Source organism: Microcoleus sp. F4-D5, assembly GCF_036704885.1.
Classification (GTDB): domain Bacteria; phylum Cyanobacteriota; class Cyanobacteriia; order Cyanobacteriales; family Microcoleaceae; genus Microcoleus.
In genome coordinates this window covers 1-23,304 of record NZ_JAUBSX010000101.1, presented here as the reverse complement: position 1 = coordinate 23,304, position 23,304 = coordinate 1, and the positions used below count along the sequence as shown (strand labels likewise).

The following is a 23,304-nucleotide window of genomic DNA, read 5'->3' as shown; positions in this document are numbered from 1 at the left end:
GTCGGGTTCAGGATGTAGTTCTCTTCCCCCTCCTGCTCTTCCTACGCTCCCGGCTCTTTTTACCCCCTCAATTTTCGATGGCTTAATATTGGCCTTGAATCCCTTCGACGGCGGAGTGCTAGAATTTTTGCTGGTTTTGGTGGGAACTTTATTTGGTTTTGCTTCCCCTGTAGTTGCTAAAGCGGCGGTGAGTTTTTGGATTTCTTGCCATAGCTCTACTATCAAGGCTTCTTTCGCCTCGTTCGATAGTTGCTTTAAGTCGGGGAGTTTTTCCATTCCTTGATCTAATGTCTATCTCGTCTTCTTGTCAAGGGGGTTGAGCAATTACGGAAAAACAGATTGTACCTCAATTAAGTTAGACCATTTAGCCTTGCTAGCAATTTTAAACCAGTTATCCAAAACTTCCCCGCAATCAGCATGAGTTTCGCTGTATTCACGCACCCGTCGGTAGCTGATTATGTGCATCTACTATAAGAAATTTAAACTAAATTTTAGTTTAGATCAACCAATTTCTTTGGTCAAGAGCGTGAAGCGCAGCTATCCCGTAGGGAATCGCCCTTAATCTGCAAAAGGTAGAATAGGCCGGAAAGCCTGTTCCTAGAACCCCATTTGTGGAACAGACCGGAAAGCCTGTTCCTATAACCGACAAAAAAACAGACTCTTTGTGGAACAGACCGGAAAGCCTGTTCCTAACAAAAAGCCACACAGATTACGAATCCCGATCGAGCTTCAGCACAGCCATAAAAGCCTCCTGTGGCACATCCACAGTACCCACAGACTTCATCCGCTTCTTACCCTTCGCCTGCTTTTGCAGCAACTTCTTCTTCCGCGAAATATCGCCGCCGTAACACTTCGCCAACACATCCTTCCGCAAAGCCGGAATGTGTTCCGAAGCAATCACCTTCGCGCCAATTGTTGCTTGAATCGGCACCTTAAATTGATGGCGGGGAATCAACTCCTTGAGTTTTTCCGTCAATCCGCGGCCCACATTATAAGCCTTATCCCGGTGTACGATCATCGCCAAAGCATCAACCGGATCGCCATTAATTAAAATGTCCATTTTCACTAACGGATTTTCGCGGTAGCCGATGAGGTGATACTCCATGCTCGCATAACCGCGCGATCGCGATTTCATCTGGTCAAAAAAGTCCGTCACCACCTCCGCCAAAGGCAACTCGTAAACCAGCGTAGTTCTGCCTTGACTCAGATACTTCATATCCATAAAAATGCCCCGCCGACTTTGAGACAGTTCCATCAGCGCGCCCACATAAGTTTCCGGCGACAGCATTTCTACCCGCACATAAGGTTCCTCAATTTTCTCGCGATACTGAGGCTCTGGCAAGTGACTGGGATTGTCAATTGTTAACACTTCTCCTTTATTTGTTGTGACTTGATAAATCACAGAAGGAGCCGTAACAATCAAATCCAAATTGTATTCTCTCTCCAGTCTTTCTTGCACAATTTCCATGTGCAGCAAACCCAAGAAACCGCAGCGGAAACCAAATCCCATCGCACTCGAAGTTTCCGGTTCGTAAGAAAGCGCCGCATCATTGAGTTTGAGTTTTTCTAAAGCTTCCCGCAAATCGGGAAATTGGTCGGCATCGATCGGGAACAAGCCGCAAAAAACCATCGGTTTTGCTTCTGTATAACCCGGCCAAGGCTCCGGTGCAGGCTTTTTGACCAAAGTAATCGTATCGCCGACGCGAGCATCAGCTACGGCTTTAATTGCCGCGGCCAGATAACCAACTTCCCCCGCGTGCAGTTCGTCTACTGGAACTTGAGTCGGTGAAAGGATGCCCAATTCATCGATGACATATTCCTTACCCGAAACCATCAACAAAACTCGATCGCCCTTTTTGACACTTCCGTCCATCACCCGGAAATACACAATTACCCCGCGATAAGGGTCGTAATAACTGTCAAAAATTAGCGCCCTGAGCGGTTTGTCAACAGTATCCTGCGGCGGCGGCACCAACTCGACGATCGACTCCAAAATCTCATCTATACCAATTCCTTCCTTAGCCGAAGCCTCAATCGCCCCGCTGCAGTCCAGACCGATAATTTCTTCAATTTCCCCTTTTACACGTTCCGGTTCTGCCCCCGGCAGGTCAATTTTATTTAAAACTGGAATAATTTCCAAATTATTTCCCAAGGCAAGGTAGACGTTTGCCAAAGTTTGTGCCTCCACGCCTTGAGATGCGTCTACCACCAGCAGCGCCCCTTCGCAAGCAGCGAGCGATCGCGACACCTCGTAAGAAAAGTCCACGTGTCCGGGAGTGTCGATCAGATTCAGCACGTACTCCTGACCGTCCTTGGCAGTATAATTCATCCGAGCCGCTTGCAGCTTGATCGTAATGCCGCGTTCGCGTTCGAGATCCATATTGTCTAAAAACTGCTCCTTCATCTCCCGTGCCTGAACAGTCCCAGTCGCCTGCAACAGGCGATCGGCCAAGGTAGATTTTCCGTGGTCGATGTGAGCAATAATCGAAAAATTACGAATGCGAGATACAGGAACGTTAGTCATAAAACCTATCGGCAAAAGATTGACTTTTGTTGTATTATAAAACTTCATTCAATTTACAATCATTTATACTCATTTAGAGACTTAAATAGAATTTAATTTTTTCTAGACCGTGGGTTGACAGATTTATTGTATTTATGCTATGTTAAACAGTCATCTCCAGCCAATACGCCCTCCTGGGAAAAAAGTTTTCTCTCTGTTATTGTACAAAAAGCTTTTGAACGGTTGGGGAACAGGCGATCGCCAACATCCGCCCTCAAACCTCCAACTCAGTCAGGTTGCTCTCAGGAGTGCGATCGCCAACTTAAAAATTTTGGTTAGAAGTTACTGGCGCTTGACAACAAGCACATAATTTGGTCAAATGACGGAAGCGGGACAATAAGGGTGTAAAAAATATAGGTTTTCATCCGCTGTGAATATCTACCAGAGGTAAGGCATCACTTCCTTCAAAACACTTCCTTCAAAACAAAAAGGCCTAAATTCCTAGAAGGAATTGAAACTTAAGAATTAAAACTAGGATTTTTTAACGATGAGCGAATCACGTATACCCTCCCACAGTTCGTCAGAAAAAGTGGAACTATCTATCCATATAGATTCTGAACTGCTAGACCAAATTAAGCACTTGACGAATGACCCCAGCAAAGTCATTGAAACAGCCATCAAGCAGTGGCTCAGAGGCGAGCGCCGCGAAGACGAGCTGGCTCTGAGTTTGCGCCGCAACCCGCCAGTCCCGCCGCGCGGCGAATGGAACGACTGAGGTTCTCTCGCCCCAAACGGTGCGCGCAAATCAGCAGGTTGTGAAATTTAGATCGCCTGCTTCGATGTCAGGCAGATTTCGCGGCGAAAGCTACAGGTTGTCCCCAGCTAACTCGGCTAACTCACAACCTCGTAACTCTTCAAGGTGACGGAAGAAATGCGCGAGCCAGTCCCCGACTTGAGTTGTTCGCAGCCTCAGATTTTGGCATGATTTTCAAACTAGATCGTTAATCGGTGCAGATTCCTAATTCAAAATCTTAATTTTTATTTTTTAATTCCCCAAAATGCCTGACAAAAAATAGTTTTGAGTTTTGAGTTGAATTCGGAATTAAAAATTTTTTATTTTTTAATTCATTAATAACTCAAGACGCAATGTAGTAGAAGCCTAAAAGAGTTGTAAATTGTGAGTTTTGATCGGTGAATCTTTAATTAAAGAGCCAACAAGTTTTTAGTGGCTTAATAACTCAAAACTTAGCGATAAAAGCCCAAAACAATTTGGAATCTTGAGTTTTTAATAAAAAGCTCAAAAATCAAAAATCAGAACTACTTTCATCCCCTACTCTGATGGACTCTAACACAGATTTCCGGCGATCGAGCCTCGCCTCTACAGCCTTTTTTCAAGAGTTAGGGGCAGAATTAGTATTTACCCAAGACGCAAGGGGTCGATATCTATCTTTTTACTGGCAAAAAGCCGATCGGTACAACCTCACAGCAGAACAAATTATCGATCGCCCCCTCAGCGAAACCCTGCAACCCATCCCCCCTGCGCCTTATCTCGATATCCTGCAGCGGGCGCTCGAAGCCCTCGTTCCGCAACGCTTCAGCTATCCGTTTCGCCACGCCGGACAATATTTTCTCTTCGATTTGACAGTCACTCCGGCGATCGACTCAAACGGCAAAGCTGCAAAAGTCTTAGTTATGGGAAGGCTGCTGTCTGACAAACCCACAGACAGACAGCCAGGTTCCCCAGAATTCATGCTCTCTCAAGCTTTGCCATCCCCCTCGGACGCCCGCCAACAAATGCCGCTTCCAGCGAGCCACATCCCCGGTCGATCGCTCCCTTCCTACTCGGAAATCGACCGCCAAATTATCTCTCAAATTGCTCAAAACCTGCACAGAACCCTCGATCTAGAGACAATTTGGCAGCAAACAGTTAACAGTTTGGGTCAAGTTTTGAACGCGAGTCGGTGCATCATCTGTTCCTACAAAAAAGACAGCGAAAATCTCGAACCCTCCCCCTTCCTCGCCTCGGAAAATCACCAAAATTGCACCGCCGCCGCAGCCGAATTACAACACTCCATAGCCAGCGACCGCTCGCCCCCGATTTCCCCAGCTCAAATCGAAAATCTCCAATCGAAAACTTTTAAAGTAGTAGCTGAGTACCGCCAAGAACCTTACTCTTCTATGCTGGGATTAGAACTGCGCGCAGCCGAACAGCCGGGGTGGATTCAAACTTTAGCCACCCTAAAACCAGTAGCAGTCGATTACGCCTTCCCCGCCGCCGATCCCTTCAACCGCCATTCCGTGCTCGTAGCAGCTACCTCCTATGAAGACCAACCCAATGCACTGATATCTTTGCACCGCTGTGGCAATTCTCCGAAATGGAGTCCTCTCGAACTCGAATTCGCCCGCGAGTTAGTCGCTCAAGTCGGCAGTGCGATCGCCCACGCTACACTTTACCAAGAATTAGAACAGGCCCGCGCCGAAGCCGTAGCTCTTTCCCAACTTAAAAGTCAATTTCTTGCCAATACTTCTCACGAACTTCGCACTCCTCTCAACGGCATCCTCGGCTTTCTAAAACTGCTAGTGGACGGCATGGCAGATGACCCCGATGAAGCGCACCAATTTATCGAAGAAGCTTACCGGTCGGCAGTACATTTGTTCAACGTGATTAACGATATTTTGGATATCGCTAAAATCGAAGCTGGCAAAATGCACTTAGACCTCGCTCCCGTCAAACTCGGCGAACTGTTGCAGCAAGTTGAGAATTTTACGCGGGTTCAAATACAGCAAAAGCGATTGCAATTTCAAATTCAAAAACCTCCGGTGGAGGACGACATTATTTTGTACGGCAACTACCAACGCCTGCTTCAGGTAATCTTGAACCTCACGGGCAATGCGATTAAATTTACCGGGGAAGGGGGAATTCGCATCAGTGCCGAAATTATTAAGAAAAAGGTGACTGTTCACAACCAGCAGTTCCCCGGAATGGTGAAAATCCGAGTTGCTGATACTGGCATTGGCGTATCTCTCGACAAGCAAGATAAATTATTTGAGTCGTTTTTTCAGGTGGACGGCGCTCGTACCAGACAATACGGCGGCACCGGTTTGGGATTGGCTATTTCTCAAAAATTGGTAGAAGCAATGGGGGGTACAGTAAATTTTTACAGTATGGGGGAAGGACTTGGATCGACTGTTACTTTTACTGTGCCGCTTTATCAAGAACCACTCTTTAAAAATTAATCACTGGTAATCGACCATTAGTAATCGCTAATCGGGACGTTGAAGCCAGAACAGTCCTGGACGCAAAAATCCGGTCTCTGGAAGTAATTTCGTCATATAAGCTCGAACGTCACAGCGTTCGAGCGGGTTTTTACCAGTTTTCAAGCTCGAAATGCAGTATTTTCGCAATAAAAACTCGGTTTCTGACCGCCCGTGCGTCCAGGACTAAAGAAATAACGAAGAAGAAAAAAACAGCTATCGATGTATCCTTGACTTATGTTTCGCGAATCAAGGTAGTCGATCGTCGGTAATTTTCCTACAAAGATAGTTCGATCGTCCATCCAGTATCAATTTTTACTCTCTCCGCCGCCAAGCTCCCTCCTTGGGTGTTTTGGACTCAGATCGATCGCCCCCGCCGATTCCGGGCCCTGGACTGAATTCGCATCCAGGGAATCCGAGGGGTAGGGATAACAGCTCTCTAGATCTGTCCGCTAGGGGCTTACACCTTCGGGTCAAGCCCTGCAAATCGGCAACTTTACAAGAACTTAATGCCAACTTATACAACTGATTCAGCTTCCTAATCCCCTACTGTAAAGGATTTTTCAGAAAACTGGACGCTCTGAGTTCTGCGTGAGAATGATAAAGATCTTGTAAAGACACCGAAACTACTTAGTAATGTTTGACCGCCTGTGGCAACATTATAAGTAGAATTACGTAATTTACAATTCGGACAGCCTGCCACTGGCAAATTAATTCAATAAATTCCTGCTCTGTTGGCCCAGTGGTAAACTTTTGCCAGTCTAGTAGAAAAAGGGTTGCTATGAATCAGCAAATATCAGCTCAATCGCAAAAACTTTTACTGCAAATTGGCAGAAAGATTCGTCGAACCTTGGATATCGATACCATTTGGCAGCAAACAGTTAATAGTCTGGGACAAACACTAGGCGTCAGCCGCTGCATCATTTGTCCGTATCACAGTTCTAGCCTGCAAGTCAAAGTAGCTGCTGAATACTGCCAAGAACCGTTTCTACCCATGCTGGGAATGGAAATCTCGCTCACAGCAGAACCTCATTTCATTCAAGCTCTAGCCACCCTCGAACCGGTGGTAGTAGAGTCCTTTGCAGCCGATGACCCTTTTGAGCGACAGTCCCTGCTAGTGCTGGCTACCTCTTATCAAGAGCAACCTAACGGCATAATTAGCTTGCATCGGTGCGAGGGCAGATGGTCGAGGAAGGGTAAGACCCATCGACGTTGGACTCAATGCCAAATCGAATTCGCACAAGAACTTGCCGATCAAGTCGGAAGTGCCATCGCCCTCGCCACCCTCTACCAAGAGCGCAGCAAGCGAGTACAAGGACTATCCCAGCTCAAAAAGCAATTTTTGTTGAAGGCGTCCCACGAGCTGCGCACCCCCCTAAATCACATCATCGGCTATCTACAACTAACCATAGACGATCAAGCTGACGATCCGATCGAGGAGAGAGATTTTATCCAAGAAGCTCACCGTTCGGCTATCCACCTTTCTAAAGTAATTTCCAATATCTTAGATTACATTGAGTTAAGTGAAGCTTGCCAGACTCACGGAGATTTATCAGCTTTCAGAACCCAGGAGGAATCTGGACACCAGTAAAGATTCGAGCCGAGGATTCACAAAGTCGAATATTTAACGTGCAGACAAGCCTTGCGCCTGGAAAATCTGACTGTTTATCTATAGATTACCTTAATAAATTCGGTGGCCGATCGCTCAATTATTTTTAGATAATTAGGGTTTTCTCAAGCACAGCATACTAACTATTAAACCTAGCATCTGGGTGTATTTATCATATTATGCGCGCTGGAACTACCCATCAAATAAATTTGTAATTACGAGGTTCGTCCCGGTCGAACTCTGAGGACAAATCTGTAATGACAAACATATGACGGTTATTTTACCGGAAATGATATCGCCAGCAAAAGATTGTAGTTTCGCACTTTTAATGTTTTGAACTTGTGCTTGATGGAATTACCGCTCGCCCTTTTTTTTAGGAGTTTTTGGAGGGCTGACATAGCGCGCCCAAAAAGGTTCCTCGATATCTTTCATCGCTGCTAATTTTTGGCGATCCTTCTGTATGCGCTTTCGTTCTGAAAGGTCAGAAAATATGTTGATACTGCCGAGAGTCTCGCCGCCGGCATCTCGCACGGGTGCGGTCCAAAGCCAAACATCGATCGAGCTACCGTCTTTTTTCAACAAAGATACTTGCAAACCGTTTTGCCATTTGCCATTACCCGCCGACTTCAGCAGCCCGTAAAAATCTTGCTTTTGACCTTCAGGAATATTCGGTAAAGGTTGCCCTAAAACCTCAGCGGCAGTCCAGCCAAAAAGTTTTTCGGCGGCGCGGTTCCAGACAAGCGTACTGCCGTTATTGCCGGTACAGTTAATGGCCAGCGGAGCCGATGCCATCTGCGCTATCATTACTTCGTTAACGAGTTGCAGTTTCAATTCTACTTGCTTGCGATCGGTAATTTCTTGACAAGCGCCCCACAAACGGACAACCCGTTCAGCAGTTTTGTCCCACACAGCTTGCCAGCAGTCCCGCACCCAGCGCACCTCGCCTTTTTGATTAATAATGCGGTACTCGTTGGCTCCCGTGCGGCTGAAATTACAGCCTTCTAATTGTTTAATTAACATTTCCTTGTCATCGGAATGAACGATTTCGGAGTTCCACCAACCAAACGATTCCAATTCTTCAGGAACGCAACCGGTGGAGCGCTCGAAAGCTTCTGTCACCCACTCGCAGGCAAACTTGCCGTCTGGGAGTCCCTTAAAAGAATAGGCAAAATCCGAAGTAATCTGCGACATAACTCTGTAGTGCAGTTCCGACTCCCGGACGGCCATTTCAGCTTGCTTGCGTTCCCCTATTTCCCGGGAATTAATTATAATTCCTTGCACGTTAGAATCGTAAACCAAACTGTTACCTATCGACTCGACGTAGATCCAATAACCGTCAGCGTGGCGTTTCCGATATTCGATCGGTCTAGCAATTCCGGGATATTCTAGCAACTTCCCAAAATACGCCTGCCAAGCCAGCAAATCGTCGGGATGGATTAACTCGCCGTGAAACTTCCCAACTCTTTCTTCTGGGTTGTAACCCAAAACTCGCTGTAGGGCTCCGCTGTGGTATCGAACTCGCCCGTCGGAGCCGAGAATGCTAATTATATCCGAAGAATTGCGCAGCACAGCTTGCAGTTTTGCTTCGCTTTTAGTTAATGCTTGATTTTCCCTGCGATGCTGGCTGATTTGTTTTTCCAACTGCTCCCGTAGCTGTCTGATTTGCCCTACTTGCTGGGCGACAGTGCGTTCCAAGAGGCGATTATTTTTTTCTAGTTCAACCAGCTTGGCTGCATTATTTGTCGCGCTTTCAAACATACGGCTGGCTGCCATTTCCTGTAAAGCAACTGATAAATTTTCCAGAGTTTTTGTTAAAATTGCCTGGTGCGGCGGTGGCAATTCGCTAGCTTGTTTCTGCAACGTTTCTAAGTGTTTGTAGACTGTTTCTAGCATTTTATTAATGGGGGAATCTGATAGTTGCCACAGGCGCAACCCCTAACAAGCGGACACAAGTTTTTTCAAGATAACCCATAACTAAGACTGGTGTCTGGCGATCGCTCGCGATCTCAATAACCAGCCATTTTGTCACTTGATTGTCAGATTATAGCAACCCACACCTAAAGTAAATTCTTGTTGCGCCGTAATTGCCGGCCCAGCAGCACGATCGAGAAGCGAGAAGCCAGGAGTGCGGGTAACTCGCCTATCCAGTGAATGTGGGGCTTCTCGCGGTTAAGCTAAACTAGATGGGTGTCAAGAGAAAGAGGGATTTATGACAGAGCAAGCCAACGCTCGCGATTTGTTTCGCGCTGCTTACGAACACCGCTATACTTGGGATGCCAATTTTCCCGGTTACAGTGCCGATATTGAACTCAAACAGGGTGAGGAAGTATACAGGGGTCATGTTTCCATCAAACCCGACATGAGCGTGGAAGTCAGCGGCATTGAAGACGAGGAAGTGCAGCAAAGCGTCTATACCCAAATGCGCGATATTGTCACCCACCGCAAACGCTCGACATTTGAAAAATCTCACGGCAACAATAGCTTCACCCTCGGCGAGAAGGACAGCACCGACGCTGTGGAAATCTTGGTGCAAGGCGACTCAATGGGTTCTAACTATAAAATCCGAGGTCTCTCAATTTGTCAAGTCAGCCGGGTGATGGGCCGCATGGCTTTCGTAATTGACACGCACAAAAGCTTAGAAACACCCGAAGGTTCTTTGGCGACTCACTATGATGCCGTTTTCCGCAACCCCCAAACAGACGAAATCATCAGAGAACTCGAATTTGAAGATACCTTTGAGAAGATAGGCGACTATTATGTCATGACCAAGCAAGTAGTTCGATCGAAAGAAAAGGGTCAACTGACAACAACCGAGTTCAACTACTCTAACGTCAAACTGCTAGAACCAGCAGTAGTGTAGCGCGATCGAAAACCCAATTTCTTAAATAAAACGGGTTTTTTTGGTTAACCTATCAGAATCAACTTGATTTGGCAGCAAGTAAGGCTACGATCGAACGAGAGAGCGAACTCATATCGAGCATCAGCCTTACAAAAACCGGGTTTCTTGCGGCCAGGTCACCAAAGTGTCCAAGTCTTTTGTGTCTTTTGTCAAGAAACCCGGTTGCTTAAATCCCGCGCGGTTGAGAATGCTGCCCTTGACTCAAAGCGAACTTTCAACAACTGCAAGAAATCATCACAGAGGCGAAAAATGACACTAGCACTAACCAAAGATAACGTCGAAACAGTTCTCGATGAAATGCGGCCCTACCTGATATCCGACGGCGGCAACGTCGAACTCGTAGAAATTGACGGTCCAGTCGTACACCTGAGACTGCAAGGAGCTTGCGGCTCTTGCCCCAGTTCCACAATGACTCTGAGAATGGGTATTGAACGCCGCCTGCGCGAGGCCATCCCAGAAATTGCCGAAGTCGAACAGGTAATGTAATTAGTCAGTTGGCAGTTGGCAGTTGACGGTTGACAGTTAGCAGTTGGCAGTTGACGGTTGACTGTTACCAGTTGACGTTTGACAGTTGAGAGTTGACAGTTACCAATTACCAGTTGACAGTTGACGTTTGACAGTTGAGAGTTGACTGTTGAGAGTTGACTGTTGACTGTTACCAAATTTAATTGCCAATTGCCAATTACCAAATTCAATTACCAATTACCAATTACCAAACTCAATGTCTCACCCCCTTTATGTAGCCTTCATTTGGCACCAACACCAACCGCTGTACAAATCCCGAGTATCAGCTAGCGCAGCAGCAGCCGAGTACCGACTGCCTTGGGTGCGCTTGCACGGAGTCAAAGACTACTTGGATTTAGTGCTAATGCTGGCAAAATATCCCAAGCTTCATCAAACCGTAAACTTGGTTCCATCCTTGATTTTGCAGATAGAAGACTGCATCGCAGACAAAGCATTAGACCCTTACTTGACGGTGACATTAAAGTCAGCAGAAATTTTAACCATCCCAGAACAAGAGTTCATTTTAGAACACTTTTTTGACGCCAATTACCACACTCTGATTCAGCCGCATCCCCGCTACGCTCAACTCTACACTCAGCGGCAGGAAAAAGGCATTCAGTGGTGTTTGGCAAACTGGAAATTGCAGGATTTTAGCGACTTGCTGGCGTGGCACAATTTAGCTTGGATTGACCCGATGTTTTGGGACGACCCCGAGATTTCAGGGTGGCTCAAACAAGGACAAAATTTTAGTTTGGCAGACAGAAAAAACATCTACTCAAAACAAAAAGAAATCCTCGCCCGGATCATTCCCCAGCACCGTAAAATGCAAGCCCAGGGACAGTTGGAAGTCTCCACAACCCCCTACACGCACCCGATTTTACCGCTGCTTGCCGACACTAATGGCGGCCGCATAGCTATTCCAAACATGACGCTGCCACAACACCGGTTTCAGTGGGCAGAAGATATTCCCCGACACCTGAGAAAATCCTGGGAAATGTATCAAGACTGGTTTGATTGCCAACCGCGCGGTTTGTGGCCGTCGGAACAAGCAGTCAGCCCGGAAATTTTGCCCTACATTGCCAAACAAGGCTTTAAATGGATAGTCTCGGACGAAGCGGTATTGGGGTGGACAATTAAACACTTTTTCAACCGCGACGCGACAGGGAATGTCTACGAACCAGAATTCTTATATCGCCCTTACCGTTTAGAAACTCCTGACGGCGATTTAGCCATAGTATTTAGAGACCACAGATTGTCCGACTTGATCGGGTTTACTTACGGTTCGATGGAGCCGAAAAAAGCAGCATCAGATTTAGTGGGACACTTAGAAGCGATCGGCAGAACTCTCAAACACCGACAGTCCAGCGGCAAAACAGCTTTAGAAAATCCCTGGTTAGTGACGATCGCCCTAGACGGCGAAAATTGCTGGGAATTCTATCCCCAAGACGGCAAACCGTTCTTAGAATCCCTCTATCAAACTCTCAGCGACAATCCAGATATCAAATTAGTCACAGTCTCGGAATTTCTCGACAAATTCCCAGCAACCGAAACAATTCCCGCAGCCCAACTGCACACCGGTTCCTGGGTGGACGGTTCCCTCACAACTTGGATCGGCGATCCCGCGAAAAATCGCGCTTGGGACTTGTTAGGGGCCGCGAGACAAATGCTGGCAAACCATCCAGAGGCCACAGAAGAAAGCAACCCAGAAGCTTGGGAAGCGCTTTACGCGGCTGAAGGTTCCGACTGGTTCTGGTGGTTTGGCGAAGGCCACACCTCGAACCAAGATGCCATGTTCGACCAGCTATTCCGCGAACACGTAGCGGGAATTTACGAAGCTCTCGGCGAGCCGGTACCCCCGGAAGTGCGACGGCAAGTAGAGGTGCACCAGGTTCAAGGCGACCACCTGCCGCTGAGCTTTATTCACCCGGTGATTGACGGTATCGGCAACGAACAGGATTGGGACAAAGCCGGCCGGATTGAAGTTGGGGGAGCAAGGGGTACGATGCACCGGAGTTCGGCAATTCAGCGGCTTTGGTACGGGGTTGACCACTTGAATTTTTACATTCGCGCCGACTTTAAGGCAGGGGTGCGGCCGGGAATTGATTGCCCGCAGCAGTTAAATTTGTTCTGGTTTTATCCCGATCGCACGATGCACAACAGTCTGATTCCGCTGTCGGGTTTGCCCGACGAAGCACCGCTAAACTATCGATACCACCATCAGTTAGAGATTAATTTGCTGACGAAATCGATTTGGTTTCAAGAAGCAGGAGAGGGCGATGAGTGGCAGCCCCGGATCGGCAGGGCCCAAGTGGGACTGGATAAATGTTTGGAGGTAGCAGTGCCCTGGGCGGATTTGCAGATTATGCCCGACTGGTCGCTGCGACTGATTGCGGTTTTATCGGAAGGGGATCGTTACTCTAGCTATATGCCGGAAGATACTTTGATTCCGATCGGAATGCCGTAAAAATTCATTATTCCTCAGTCATCAGTCATCTGTCTGCAGGGGCGGGTTTCAGCAGCTTTCATACAACTGCGAACCCAAATAAATATAAACCCGCCCCCGCCCGCTGAATTAGTCAACAGTCAACAGTCATTAGTCATCAGTTATTTTTTGAACGAACAAACAATTAAATAATTATCACTTTTTTTTGAATAGGGGCTTCAACTTTGGCTGCCTAATGCCTGGATCGTTTCGATCGCGTCCGGTCGATGTAGCGCTATAAAATTTGTTTGTAGTGAAGGCTTTAGTCCTCATAAAAAAGAGTAATAAAGTCCTCACAATAAACCTTATAATGGTTAATTTACCGGACATAATATCATTAGTCATGGGGAAATTAACAAACTAATGAGCCGTATTTTACTATTGGTCGATCGCCACCAACAACCTAATTTGCCGCTCGCGCACCTCAAAACGGAGCATGAGGTGATCGTGATCGATCGCGCTTTAGATCCCAACTCCGAATTTCCCTTTCCCCAAATCGCTTTTGACTTGTGCATTCTCGACGAGTCCTCTTTCGATCGCATCGGGCCCCTGGTAGAAGGATTAAAAGCTGCTGCCGAGCCGATATTTTTACCGTTCTTGCTCCTTAGCCAATCGCAAACGCCTGCTCTTTTCGATCGGCCATTTTCACTGCCGGCCAAACAACTCGAACGCACAATAGACGATTTGATAGTAAGTCCCGCAGAACCCGTCCAACTGCACTTGCGGGTAGAGAATTTGTTGGCCCGCAGGCGGCTGTCGCTAGAACTCCACAGACTTCAGGAAGTAATTAAAGAACGCACTTTTACAGAAAATTTGTTAATCGACTCGCTGTTGACGGCAAACGAAAAGTTGCAACGGGAAATAGCCAAGCGGGCGGAGGTAGAAGCTGCACGGCAAGAAAACTCCTATCTCGACTTGCTGATGAATGCCATGCCAGATATTGTCTGCTTCAAAGATGGCGAAGGCAGGTGGCAGGAGGCAAATCAAGCGATATTGGAAGTGTTCGAGCTAGAACAAATAGACTACCGCGGCCTTAAAGATTTTCAGCTAGGAGAACTCAGCAGTTTTTACCGGGAGGCCTTACAGGCGTGCGAGGTGAGCGATAGAGAAGCGTGGGAAAAAGGTGAGCTTTCTAGGGGAGAAGAAGTGATTCCCCGCTCAAACGGTACTGTGAAAATCTACGACGTGATTAAAGTACCTGTATTTCACCCCGACGGCAGACGCAAAAGTATCGTGATTTTGGGCCGCGACATCACGGAATACAAGCAAGCTAGAGACGAACTCGTGCGCTTAGCGTCGATTGTCGAGTCTTCCGACGACGGTATAATCAGCAAAACCCTCGCCGGGACAATTCAGAGCTGGAACACAGGAGCACAGAAAATTTACGGCTACTGCGCGGCGGAAATCAAGGGGCAGTCGATCGAGATTTTAGCAATACCCGAACGCCCCAAGGAAATGCCCCAAATTCTGGAAAATATTAGGGCTGGAGCCAGCATCGACCATTACGAAACCGTGCACTTGCGCAAAGACGGCCAACAAATAGATGTGTCCCTGACGATTTCTCCGATTAAAGACGCCACAGGAACGGTAACGGGCGTTTCCACCATCGCTCGCGACATCAGCGACAGCAAGCGAGTCGAAAAAGCCTTTGAACAACTCCGCCACCAAACAGAAATGATTTTGTTCTCCGCAGGAGAAGGAATTTGCGGGTTGAACAAATATGGAAAAGTAACTTTTGTCAATCCTGCGGCGGTGAGAATGGCCGGCTGCGAATCGAAGCAATTGATCGATCGACCGCTCTATGAAAGCTTACACCGTTCACAGGAAGAATCCTCAAAGGCGATCGAGCAACTCTCACCTGCAACACAAATTAATTCAGGCGCTGAAATTGCCCCAGGCTGCGCCGCACCGCCAACCCCGGCCAAACTGCTGCCGAACCGGGTAAGTTCTCAAATTTTAGCGACCTTGGAAGACGGAGAGGCGCGGCGCGTAACCGATGAGGTTTTTTGGCGGCGAGACGGCAGCAGTTTTCCGGTTGAGTACGTTGTCGCTCCGATGCGAGAACAAGGCGAAATTATTGGAGCTGTGGTGACTTTTAAAGATATCACGGAGCAGCTTGCCATCGAGCGCATGAAAGATGAATTCATCTCTGTTGTCAGCCACGAACTGCGGACGCCCATGACCTCGATTCACGGTGCCCTGGGCCTCCTCAACAGCGGCGTGCTTGACGCTTACCCGCAGAAAGCCAAGCGGATGCTGGAGATTGCTGTCACTAACACTGACCGCTTGGTGCGCTTGATCAACGACATCCTAGATTTAGAGCGGATGGAGTCGAATTACAGCACTGCCATCAAACAAACTTGCAATGTCGCTGAGCTGATGCTGCAGGCGGCTGACGAGATGCAGGGAATGGCTCAGCAGGCGGGAGTTACTCTGTCGGTGAAGCCTGTGGGGGCGAAATTGCAAGCTGTTCCCGATCGGCTCATTCAGACCTTGACTAATTTGCTTAGCAATGCTATAAAATTTTCTCCCTCCGGCGCTACGGTTTGGCTGAGCGCGGAGTTGAACCACAATCCGGATTTGGTAGAAAAAGCAGGGCAAAAGTCGGTGTCGTCCCCGTCTTTGTTGTCTCCTGAGAATGCCGCCGCGCCTCCGCATTTGCCAGTTCCGAGCTCGCGGTACATCGTGATTGCTGTTAAAGACCAAGGACGGGGCATTCCGGCAGACAAACTGGAGATGGTCTTTGAACGCTTTCAACAGGTTGATGCTTCTGATTCTCGCCAGAAGGGAGGAACTGGTTTGGGGCTGGCGATTTGTCGCAGTATCGTGCAGCAGCACGGGGGCCGGATGTGGGTGGAGAGTGTTTTGGGGGAGGGCAGCACTTTTTTCTTAAGTCTGCCAGTTCTAAGGGAGGGGCTAGCAACGGAAAGTTAATTTCTACCTAGGTGTACTCAAAGTTACTAATTTTGTCGAGATTCTGGGCTCGAATTACCGACAAACAATCTCAGCCGTTTCTGTAGTTCGGGGACTGCGGGCAAAAATCCCTATTTGAGGTCGAAAAGCGGCTTTTTTTGGGGTGGAGATTTTACACCAACCGCGCCGGACGGTTAGGATGTTCTTAATTGTTGAAACCCTTGCGGTCGATTGCAACTGCTGTCTTCCTTCTTTTTACCCGGTCAGCTTCGCCGCTATAGCCTTCAACATCTGCTATACAGTTTTGAAAATTTACTGTAAAGTCCGATCGGGTAAGATAATTTGCTTTACAAAATATTCACATTTCGCCTCTAGTCTGCGATCAGTTCTCATTTCTAAAAAGATGTTAATTTTGACTACCAAGCGCATCTTGGTTATTGACGATGCGGAAGATATTCGGGAAGTGGCTCAAGTCAGCCTTGAGGTGGTGGGAGGCTGGGAAGTTCTGACCGCGAGTTCTGGTCGCGAGGGTGTTGCTAAGGCTCTTGCCGAACAGCCTGATGCTATTCTGTTGGACGTGATGATGCCCGACCAAGACGGACCTACTACTTTTTTACAGTTACAAGCTAATAATGCTACGCAGCACATTCCGGTAATTTTATTGACGGCTAAAGCTCTGGCTGGGGACAGGCGGATGTTCGCGGATTTGGGGGTAGTGAGCGTGATTGCTAAGCCTTTTGAACCGATGTTTTTGGCGGCTCAGGTCGCTGAAGCTTTGGGCTGGGAGCAAGAATAGATCGATCGCCCCCATTGAATTGTGCCGCTTTTCAAGCATTAGTCTTGCAGGCAAAGAGAGTTAAAACAACTTGGTTTCTTTGGTATTGTGCCTCAGATAGAATCACGTCGATCGCACAGCATAAGTGTAAGGACTTAGGCCCCGTGCCTTTCGTCCTGTCAACTTAAGACTAAAAACCAGATTCCGGCAGGCAGGCGTTTCAACCCTGTCAGTATTTGAGATGAAATTGATACCAATACGCGATGCTTAATTCCCTATCGGTAGTGCGTTCATTTAAGCGGATTCGACCTCAACAATTAACTCAATATTCCTGATGATTGCTCGGCAAAATATAAACTGGCAGGAGTATTTTACTTTTTGTGACAGGTCGCTTATCTTCATAAGTTCTTCAGGTTTTAGTTTTAAGTTTAAGCACATCGTTAGGGATCGCTCCTGACGGTTTGCAGACACATTGGGAGAAGACGACTATGCCCTCAGCTTATATTTTGCTACTAATAGTTTCTTTGGTGGCAGTCTGGATTTACTGGCAAACCTCTCAAGATATTTTTGTTCTTGTGGCTTGGGCCGGGCTGGGTTGTTTTATTTGGGGTTTCTCTTGGGCTCCTTGGAGCGTTCAGCTTTTGATTGTGGTGTTACTGCTGGGCCTCCAAAAGTGCTACTTGCGCGACGCTCAAAGCTGTGACTGAAAGAGATTTTTTATTTTAGTGTCTGGAATTGAGATGTGCAGGCATTCGTGAATCTCTCTAATGATTGGGTTATCGCTCCATATCTTCAAAAAAGGTTTAAAATATCATGAATAGTTGCCCTTGTTGCTCCTCTCAATTGCTCCGCCACGCTCGCCACAATCGCGTTTATTGGTTCTGCTCGCACTGCAGGCAGGAAATGCCGGATCTGTCGGAAATGATTTTAGGTAACAGCCCGCGGACTCACAAACGCGACGGTTTGGTGAAGCTTCCTGCTTTGACTCCTAAATTGAGGATTTTGGATTCGGTAGGAATTGCTTAGTTTGCTAGAGTTACTCTCGCGATAAATATTGAGACGGAAAAGATTTTTGATTGTGCCATTTGTTGGATTTTTTAATAAAAAATGCACTCATCCCCTTCCGTGTGAAATGAAGGGGACTTATTAGCGGGGGGATGAGTGCACTTGTGATGGGGTCGATCGGCTGAATTTCAGCTATTGTATGCAGAAGAGCTGATTACATCAAACCGATTTGAGAGAGAATGCCTTGACCGGTGAGGAATTCGGTAGCTAAGCCGATAACGAAGCCCAGCATTGCCAAACGGCCGTTCCAGGTTTCAGCAAACTCAGTGAAGCCAACTTTTGCGTCTTTGTTTTCCATGACCATAAACCTCGTTTAATTTCAACCTTATGTAACTAAACTTAACACAGCAGTACAAAGTTTGCAACATATTTTTACATTTACTGTTCAAATGGCGGAGATAAGCGGGATGGGCCCGCAGGGAGAGGGACTCGCGGGGGAGGGGGAGAGGGTTTTTGATGTGGGGAGGGTCGATCGGGTAAAGTGTATCAGGGCGATCGGTGTCAGGTTGGCGAAAACCTTGGTGAGATGTCTAAGGAGGTAAGAAAATTATTTTGAGTGAATACTTGACATCCAATAATTAGAACGCTAGCCTAAAAGCACAGCTAACACTAAATATTGCATTCAAAATCAAGGAATGTTGATTGAGTCGTCTTAGCTACACGATTTATACAACTGGGGCAAGTTTCTAGCACCCCGTTGAGCGGAAAGTACGTCTAATGTCGTTTTAACAAGTTGATACAAGCTTGAGAAAATCGAAACATTATTGAGTTCCATTTCCCTTCGCGGAATGTGAGTCTAATGTCGTTTTAACAAGTTGATATCAAGTTTGAGAAAATCGAAACATTATTGAGTTCCATTTCCCTTCAGCGGGCTGCTACTAAACTCGTTCCAGTTATGTAAACCCTGTAGCTCAGACGCTAATCAAATCCCTACAAAATCACAGTGTTTTGTGGTAACAGATTGTCCTGTGCCGAGATGTTCATTTTTGAGCAAATCCACAGACAACGTTCCATTAATCCTAGATGCGCGATATGTCGAGGCTGTCCAGCCCACCTAATTTTAGGAAATAATACAATGGCGGACAATCATCGAACCACAGGAAAACAAAAAAGCCAATTTCAGCGATTTGCCATGTTTTGGGATACTCAGAACGTCCACTTAAACCAAAATCAAGCTAAATTACTGCTTGCTTTTGCCCAATCACAAGGACGTTTAGAACCGCCTAAATTTTACTATAACCCGCAGCACAAAAATCAAGTTAACGACAAAAATCGGCTAGAAAAGCTTGGTTGTCAAGGCGTTGATGTCCCTTCAGGCAAAAACAGCGCCGACAAACAATTGGTGTGTGACTGTATCAAACGAGTGGCAATTAAGCCTTCTCCTGACATAATTATCCTAGTCTTAGGAGATCGGGACTTTGCAGGTTTAATCACCGTTTTGAAGGCTTTGGGTATAACAGTCATCGTTTTTGCACGGCGCAAAAGTGCCAGCAAAAAATTGATTAACCTTGTTGGTGAGGATAACTTTCATGATGTAGACGAATTGTCTAGTTTGTCTGCAGGATTGAAACCGCAACTTGAAAATCAAAAAAAGTTATCAATTGAAGCAGACAGATTATCTGCATAAAGTTGCACAGTCCGCCAGGGAATGAATTCCCTGTCTAATAGCTAAAGTCGGTTAAAACCGACTGACATACATTTAAAAAAACACAATTCTCAGTCCTATGCAAGAGGACTTTAGCTACTCGCTGTGGGGTTTTAACCCCTGGCGGACTGGCGGACTGACGGACTAACGGGCTAATAGTAGAACCGCCAAATATCTGTTAAAATTTACCTCGCTGCAGATAGCAAAAATCCAGTTTATTTGATAAACTAGATTCTCCAAAACAACAGCTATTTGCGGCTCTTTTATGTCCACATAATAACACCCAACTCCAAAAACAATAACCATTACCCCCTCCCATGCAATTAACTAACCCAACAAAAGAAATACCAATGACCCTTCCCGAATTCAACAATGAAAAACTGCTGCGCCAAGCCCTCACTCATCGTTCCTACGTCAACGAAAACCCCACATTCCGCGAAGAAGACAACGAACGCTTAGAATTTCTCGGCGATGCTTTGCTGACTTTTCTCAGCGGCGAATATCTCTATCAGCGTCATCCTGAAATGGGAGAAGACCAACTGACTCGCCGGCGTTCTGCATTAGTAGATGAAAAACAATTAGCCAGATTTGCTACTGAAATAGGTTTAGACTTAAAAATGCGGCTCGGAAAAGGAGCTTATCGAGAAGGTGGGATTACTAATCCAAATTTGCTCAGCAGCACTTTTGAAGCATTTATTGGCGCTTACTATCTGGACACGCAAGATATGGACAAAGTTCGCAACTTTGTGCAACAAATGTTTGATTCTGTGCCCGAAAATGTTGTGGAAACTCGATCGACTGTAGACTCGAAAAATCGCTTTCAAGAATGGGTACAATCCAATGGTGACACGACTCCCCCCAAATACGTGACAGTCCAAGCAGGAGGCACACCCCACAAGCCGGAATTTCTCGCTAAAGTTTATGTTGTAGAGAAACTCTATGGAGAAGGTAAAGGCAAAAGCAAAAAAGATGCTGAGAAAAATGCGGCTGAAGATGCGCTAGCAAAGCTGAAAAAACGCGGACTTATCTAAACTGGAAAATACGGGTAAAAGGTAAAAACTACTAGCTTTTTTGTGCGATTGGGGCTTTGGCGTTAGCGTTCGCGATCCGAAGGAAAGCCCTCGAAGACGATCGCCAGAATTGATTGCCAGAGCACACAATGGGCTATAATCAGGACTTGTGCAAGTGTTACACCCGTCGATCGAGGGTTGCAATGGCAGAAATTCGTTGACGAGTACCCCAGTGTCGATCGTAATTTTGGGAAATATCAGAGCAATTCATGTCTACTCAAAACCCGACTACCCTAACTGTTGAAGAAGCACAGCAAATCCTCAAAGATTTTACTTGTCTGGATATGCAATCTGTAGCATCGCCGCTGGAAAAACAGGCCCTCCGTCAAGCGATTTTGCTGGTAGCAAGTTTGTCGGATTATCAAATGTTGGGAGTGTGCGCTTCTTCGACGGATGAGGGGTTTTTAGCTTTAGAAGCTTATTTGAAAGCTTTGGGATATCAAGCTGTTTTAGATCCCAATGCTGTCTCTTCATTTACTGGTTCGGTTTATATTAAGTTCAATACTTTGAAGGGTTCGTATTATGTTGACGGCTATCCCGGAACTTACCGGGGCGTTTTGGTGTCGTGTCAATCTTCCTCGGAAGGTGGAGTTAGCGGCACTTACGGTCATTTACCTCTCGATTTATTTGTTGATTAATTTCTCAGCAGTCAGTCGATCGATTCAATTGAATCAAAAACTGACTGAAAGCATCCAGGATACCAGCCCCCGAATTTATCCGTGGGGTCAATGCTTCAATTCTTTAATCTTTAATCTTTAATCTAAAATCGATTGACTGATGCACCTTACTAACCTGTAGGGTGCGTCAGCCCGCCCTTCGATTCAGTTGAATCAAACACCGACTGACGCACCTTACTAAGATTAACCCTTACCAACGATCAATTCTGCCTCTGGTGCCGGTGCGGTTTCTTCGGGCGGCAGTCCCAAAATATCGCTGTACAACTTGACGTATTTCCGGGCCGAAATATCCCAGCTAAAATCTTCTCTCATGCCGCGCTGTTGCAGTTCTTTCCACTTATCTTTGTAGCGGAAACCTTCCCAAGTTCTGATCATGCAGGTGAACAAATCGAGGGGTTCGTAGCGATCGAAACAGTAACCGGTACCGGTATTGTCGATCGGGTTGTGGTGGGAAACGGTATCGACTAAACCGCCGGTGCGGCGAACCATTGGTACGCACCCGTAGCGGAGGGCTAGCATTTGGCTGATGCCGCAGGGCTCGAAACGGCTGGGCATTAGGAAGGTGTCGCAGCCTGCGTAAATGCGCCGGGAGAGGGCGTCGTTGTAGAGTAATTGGGTGGACATCCGGCCTGGATAGCGGGCTGTCATTTGCCAAAGTTGGGTTTCGTAGTAGCGATCGCCCGTTCCGAGTACAATAAACTGAGCGTCGGTATAGGCCATGAAGCGATCGAGCATTTGAATTATCAAATCCAATCCCTTCTGTTCTACCAGCCGCGTCACCATGCCCATTAAAAAGGCATTTTTATTCACTTCCAAACCGACTTCTTCTTGCAGGGCAATTTTGTTAGCTGGGCGCTTTTCAATAGTATCAACACTGAATTGTTGATGGAGGTACTTGTCAGTTTCTGGGTTGTAAGATTCTGTATCAATTCCGTTCAAAATGCCCGAAACTTTGCCGCCTATGTAAGAAAGCAAGCCTTCCAAAGTTTCCCCGTAAGCTGGGGTTTTGATTTGCTCGGCGTAAGTCGGCGAAACTGTATTTACTCGATCGGCAAACTGTACGGCGGCAGCCATTGTATTGTGACCTTGCATATACCAAGGACACCAAGTCATCTGCTCCAAACGCCAGCGCCACGGCCCTTGATAAGCTAAATTGTGAATAGTAAAAACCGTGCTGATATCGGGGTCTTGGCTCATCCAAACAGGTATCATCCCCGTATGCCAGTCGTGACAGTGAATAATTTGGGGCTTCCAATGATTCCAGGCAAATTCAGCCGCAGCATTGGCAAAGAAAGTGAACCTCCAATCTTCATCTAAACCGCCGTAAACGCGGCGCGGCAAGAAAGATGGATGTTGTAATAAGTATAAAGGTACATCGGTTCCCGGCAAAACAGTTTCAAACACCGAGAAGCTTTGGAACATGGCAGACCCATCCCAAACAGGTTTTTTGGGAACGTCCGTTTTGTCGGGGATGAAACCGTAGTAGGGCATGAAGATGCGGACATCGTGACCCATGCGCCGCAGAAATTTCGGCAAAGCGCCGACGACATCGCCCATACCGCCGACTTTGGCGAGGGGTGCTGCTTCGGCGGATACAAATAAAATACGCATTATTTTTTTGTGTTCCTTGAGATTGTTAGTCTAGATTAAGTTTAAATGGGGAGCGTCACAATATTAACGCGATCGTGCCAAATAAATAATTTTCGATCCCTATTCTCAGATCTGCGTCGGTTCATCTGCAATAAAAAAGAGAGCGATCGCTTTTTGAGGTAACAGTGGCTGGGAAAGAAAGTGCGATCGCCTCATCTGTGGATCGCCGTCTTCTACACTAGACATCTCCAAAAATAATCAAGCCCTTTGTATAGCTAGGTTATAGGGTATAAATGCAATCATAGTAAATTAGCTAG

20 protein-coding genes are annotated in these 23,304 nt (G+C 46.8%); 14 read left to right on the top strand and 6 right to left on the bottom strand.

Annotated features, from left to right (window positions below; all coding sequences use genetic code 11):
- The 3 genes from QUA80_RS29675 to lepA all read right to left on the bottom strand — a co-directional run.
- Positions 1 to 276 (bottom strand): hypothetical protein (locus QUA80_RS29675; protein ID WP_333428545.1); only part of this gene is annotated, 276 nt, incomplete at its 3' end.
- 48 nt (positions 277 to 324) lie between these two features.
- Positions 325 to 465, bottom strand: coding sequence for a type II toxin-antitoxin system HigB family toxin (locus tag QUA80_RS29670; RefSeq protein ID WP_333428544.1), 141 nt, complete (start codon positions 463 to 465; stop codon positions 325 to 327).
- 244 nt (positions 466 to 709) lie between these two features.
- Positions 710 to 2,524 (bottom strand): translation elongation factor 4, encoded by a 1,815-nt coding sequence (gene lepA, locus QUA80_RS29665; protein WP_333428543.1) that lies wholly within the window; start codon positions 2,522 to 2,524, stop codon positions 710 to 712.
- A 139-nt stretch (positions 2,525 to 2,663) separates the two neighbouring features.
- Here lepA and QUA80_RS29660 point away from each other — a divergent pair, with 139 nt between their 5' ends.
- The 4 genes from QUA80_RS29660 to QUA80_RS29645 all read left to right on the top strand — a co-directional run bounded on the left by QUA80_RS29660 (position 2,664) and on the right by QUA80_RS29645 (position 7,349).
- Complete coding sequence (locus tag QUA80_RS29660) at positions 2,664 to 2,873, top strand: hypothetical protein (RefSeq protein WP_333428542.1); 210 nt, start codon at positions 2,664 to 2,666, stop codon at positions 2,871 to 2,873.
- Between the two features lie 177 nt (positions 2,874 to 3,050).
- Entirely contained in the window at positions 3,051 to 3,278 is a 228-nt protein-coding gene (locus tag QUA80_RS29655) for a type II toxin-antitoxin system CcdA family antitoxin (RefSeq protein WP_333046063.1), read from the top strand.
- A 563-nt stretch (positions 3,279 to 3,841) separates the two neighbouring features.
- On the top strand, positions 3,842 to 5,740 hold the full coding sequence (locus QUA80_RS29650) for an ATP-binding protein (RefSeq protein ID WP_333428541.1): 1,899 nt from the start codon (positions 3,842 to 3,844) through the stop codon (positions 5,738 to 5,740).
- A 799-nt stretch (positions 5,741 to 6,539) separates the two neighbouring features.
- Positions 6,540 to 7,349 carry a GAF domain-containing protein gene (locus QUA80_RS29645; RefSeq protein ID WP_333428540.1) on the top strand — a complete coding sequence of 270 codons (810 nt, stop codon included), beginning with the start codon at positions 6,540 to 6,542 and terminating at the stop codon, positions 7,347 to 7,349.
- 372 nt (positions 7,350 to 7,721) lie between these two features.
- On the opposite strand, the gene QUA80_RS29640 is transcribed toward QUA80_RS29645, so the two are convergent.
- The gene (locus QUA80_RS29640; protein ID WP_333428539.1) at positions 7,722 to 9,260 is read right to left on the bottom strand and encodes a PAS domain S-box protein; all 1,539 of its coding nucleotides are present in this window, start codon (positions 9,258 to 9,260) and stop codon (positions 7,722 to 7,724) included.
- 316 nt (positions 9,261 to 9,576) lie between these two features.
- On the opposite strand from QUA80_RS29640, the gene QUA80_RS29635 reads away from it, so the two are divergent.
- The 7 genes from QUA80_RS29635 to QUA80_RS29605 all read left to right on the top strand — a co-directional run bounded on the left by QUA80_RS29635 (position 9,577) and on the right by QUA80_RS29605 (position 17,966).
- On the top strand, positions 9,577 to 10,227 hold the full coding sequence (locus QUA80_RS29635) for a DUF3386 domain-containing protein (RefSeq protein WP_333428538.1): 651 nt from the start codon (positions 9,577 to 9,579) through the stop codon (positions 10,225 to 10,227).
- A 288-nt stretch (positions 10,228 to 10,515) separates the two neighbouring features.
- Positions 10,516 to 10,752: a NifU family protein gene (locus QUA80_RS29630; protein WP_172191146.1), complete on the top strand. Its 237-nt coding sequence runs from the start codon at positions 10,516 to 10,518 to the stop codon at positions 10,750 to 10,752.
- A 235-nt stretch (positions 10,753 to 10,987) separates the two neighbouring features.
- Positions 10,988 to 13,234, top strand: coding sequence for a glycoside hydrolase (locus QUA80_RS29625; protein WP_333428537.1), 2,247 nt, complete (start codon positions 10,988 to 10,990; stop codon positions 13,232 to 13,234).
- Between the two features lie 381 nt (positions 13,235 to 13,615).
- A complete protein-coding gene (locus tag QUA80_RS29620; RefSeq protein WP_333428536.1) occupies positions 13,616 to 16,186 on the top strand; it encodes a PAS domain S-box protein in 2,571 nt (856 codons plus the stop codon).
- 382 nt (positions 16,187 to 16,568) lie between these two features.
- Positions 16,569 to 16,961 (top strand): response regulator, encoded by a 393-nt coding sequence (locus QUA80_RS29615; protein WP_333242638.1) that lies wholly within the window; start codon positions 16,569 to 16,571, stop codon positions 16,959 to 16,961.
- 467 nt (positions 16,962 to 17,428) lie between these two features.
- Complete coding sequence (locus QUA80_RS29610; RefSeq protein ID WP_333242641.1) at positions 17,429 to 17,647, top strand: hypothetical protein; 219 nt, start codon at positions 17,429 to 17,431, stop codon at positions 17,645 to 17,647.
- Between the two features lie 106 nt (positions 17,648 to 17,753).
- On the top strand, positions 17,754 to 17,966 hold the full coding sequence (locus tag QUA80_RS29605; protein WP_333428535.1) for a hypothetical protein: 213 nt from the start codon (positions 17,754 to 17,756) through the stop codon (positions 17,964 to 17,966).
- A 193-nt stretch (positions 17,967 to 18,159) separates the two neighbouring features.
- Here QUA80_RS29605 and QUA80_RS29600 read toward each other — a convergent pair whose 3' ends face one another.
- Positions 18,160 to 18,303, bottom strand: a complete 144-nt coding sequence (locus tag QUA80_RS29600; protein WP_015176459.1) for a chlorophyll a/b-binding protein — start codon at positions 18,301 to 18,303, stop codon at positions 18,160 to 18,162.
- 777 nt (positions 18,304 to 19,080) lie between these two features.
- Between QUA80_RS29600 and QUA80_RS29595 the strand changes: the two genes are divergently transcribed.
- The 3 genes from QUA80_RS29595 to QUA80_RS29585 all read left to right on the top strand — a co-directional run bounded on the left by QUA80_RS29595 (position 19,081) and on the right by QUA80_RS29585 (position 21,358).
- Positions 19,081 to 19,632: an NYN domain-containing protein gene (locus QUA80_RS29595; RefSeq protein WP_333428534.1), complete on the top strand. Its 552-nt coding sequence runs from the start codon at positions 19,081 to 19,083 to the stop codon at positions 19,630 to 19,632.
- A gap of 368 nt (positions 19,633 to 20,000) precedes the next feature.
- A complete protein-coding gene (gene rnc / locus QUA80_RS29590) occupies positions 20,001 to 20,681 on the top strand; it encodes a ribonuclease III (protein WP_333428533.1) in 681 nt (226 codons plus the stop codon).
- 248 nt (positions 20,682 to 20,929) lie between these two features.
- Positions 20,930 to 21,358, top strand: a complete 429-nt coding sequence (locus tag QUA80_RS29585; protein WP_333428532.1) for a DUF1824 family protein — start codon at positions 20,930 to 20,932, stop codon at positions 21,356 to 21,358.
- A gap of 222 nt (positions 21,359 to 21,580) precedes the next feature.
- Here the strand turns inward: QUA80_RS29585 and glgA are convergent, their stop codons facing one another.
- Positions 21,581 to 23,008, bottom strand: coding sequence for a glycogen synthase GlgA (gene glgA / locus QUA80_RS29580; RefSeq protein WP_333428531.1), 1,428 nt, complete (start codon positions 23,006 to 23,008; stop codon positions 21,581 to 21,583).
- Positions 23,009 to 23,304: the final 296 nt, after the last annotated feature.

Excerpts from the sequence above, each read along its gene's own strand:
- QUA80_RS29670 (WP_333428544.1), bottom strand. The coding sequence starts at position 465 with ATGCACATAATCAGCTACCGACGGGTGCGTGAATACAGCGAAACTCAT.
- lepA (WP_333428543.1), bottom strand. The coding sequence starts at position 2,524 with ATGACTAACGTTCCTGTATCTCGCATTCGTAATTTTTCGATTATTGCT.
- QUA80_RS29660 (WP_333428542.1), top strand. The coding sequence starts at position 2,664 with ATGTTAAACAGTCATCTCCAGCCAATACGCCCTCCTGGGAAAAAAGTT.
- QUA80_RS29655 (WP_333046063.1), top strand. The coding sequence starts at position 3,051 with ATGAGCGAATCACGTATACCCTCCCACAGTTCGTCAGAAAAAGTGGAA.
- QUA80_RS29650 (WP_333428541.1), top strand. The coding sequence starts at position 3,842 with ATGGACTCTAACACAGATTTCCGGCGATCGAGCCTCGCCTCTACAGCC.
- QUA80_RS29645 (WP_333428540.1), top strand. The coding sequence starts at position 6,540 with ATGAATCAGCAAATATCAGCTCAATCGCAAAAACTTTTACTGCAAATT.
- QUA80_RS29640 (WP_333428539.1), bottom strand. The coding sequence starts at position 9,260 with ATGCTAGAAACAGTCTACAAACACTTAGAAACGTTGCAGAAACAAGCT.
- QUA80_RS29635 (WP_333428538.1), top strand. The coding sequence starts at position 9,577 with ATGACAGAGCAAGCCAACGCTCGCGATTTGTTTCGCGCTGCTTACGAA.
- QUA80_RS29630 (WP_172191146.1), top strand. The coding sequence starts at position 10,516 with ATGACACTAGCACTAACCAAAGATAACGTCGAAACAGTTCTCGATGAA.
- QUA80_RS29625 (WP_333428537.1), top strand. The coding sequence starts at position 10,988 with ATGTCTCACCCCCTTTATGTAGCCTTCATTTGGCACCAACACCAACCG.
- QUA80_RS29620 (WP_333428536.1), top strand. The coding sequence starts at position 13,616 with ATGAGCCGTATTTTACTATTGGTCGATCGCCACCAACAACCTAATTTG.
- QUA80_RS29615 (WP_333242638.1), top strand. The coding sequence starts at position 16,569 with ATGTTAATTTTGACTACCAAGCGCATCTTGGTTATTGACGATGCGGAA.
- QUA80_RS29610 (WP_333242641.1), top strand. The coding sequence starts at position 17,429 with ATGCCCTCAGCTTATATTTTGCTACTAATAGTTTCTTTGGTGGCAGTC.
- QUA80_RS29605 (WP_333428535.1), top strand. The coding sequence starts at position 17,754 with ATGAATAGTTGCCCTTGTTGCTCCTCTCAATTGCTCCGCCACGCTCGC.
- QUA80_RS29600 (WP_015176459.1), bottom strand. The coding sequence starts at position 18,303 with ATGGAAAACAAAGACGCAAAAGTTGGCTTCACTGAGTTTGCTGAAACC.
- QUA80_RS29595 (WP_333428534.1), top strand. The coding sequence starts at position 19,081 with ATGGCGGACAATCATCGAACCACAGGAAAACAAAAAAGCCAATTTCAG.
- rnc (WP_333428533.1), top strand. The coding sequence starts at position 20,001 with ATGACCCTTCCCGAATTCAACAATGAAAAACTGCTGCGCCAAGCCCTC.
- QUA80_RS29585 (WP_333428532.1), top strand. The coding sequence starts at position 20,930 with ATGTCTACTCAAAACCCGACTACCCTAACTGTTGAAGAAGCACAGCAA.
- glgA (WP_333428531.1), bottom strand. The coding sequence starts at position 23,008 with ATGCGTATTTTATTTGTATCCGCCGAAGCAGCACCCCTCGCCAAAGTC.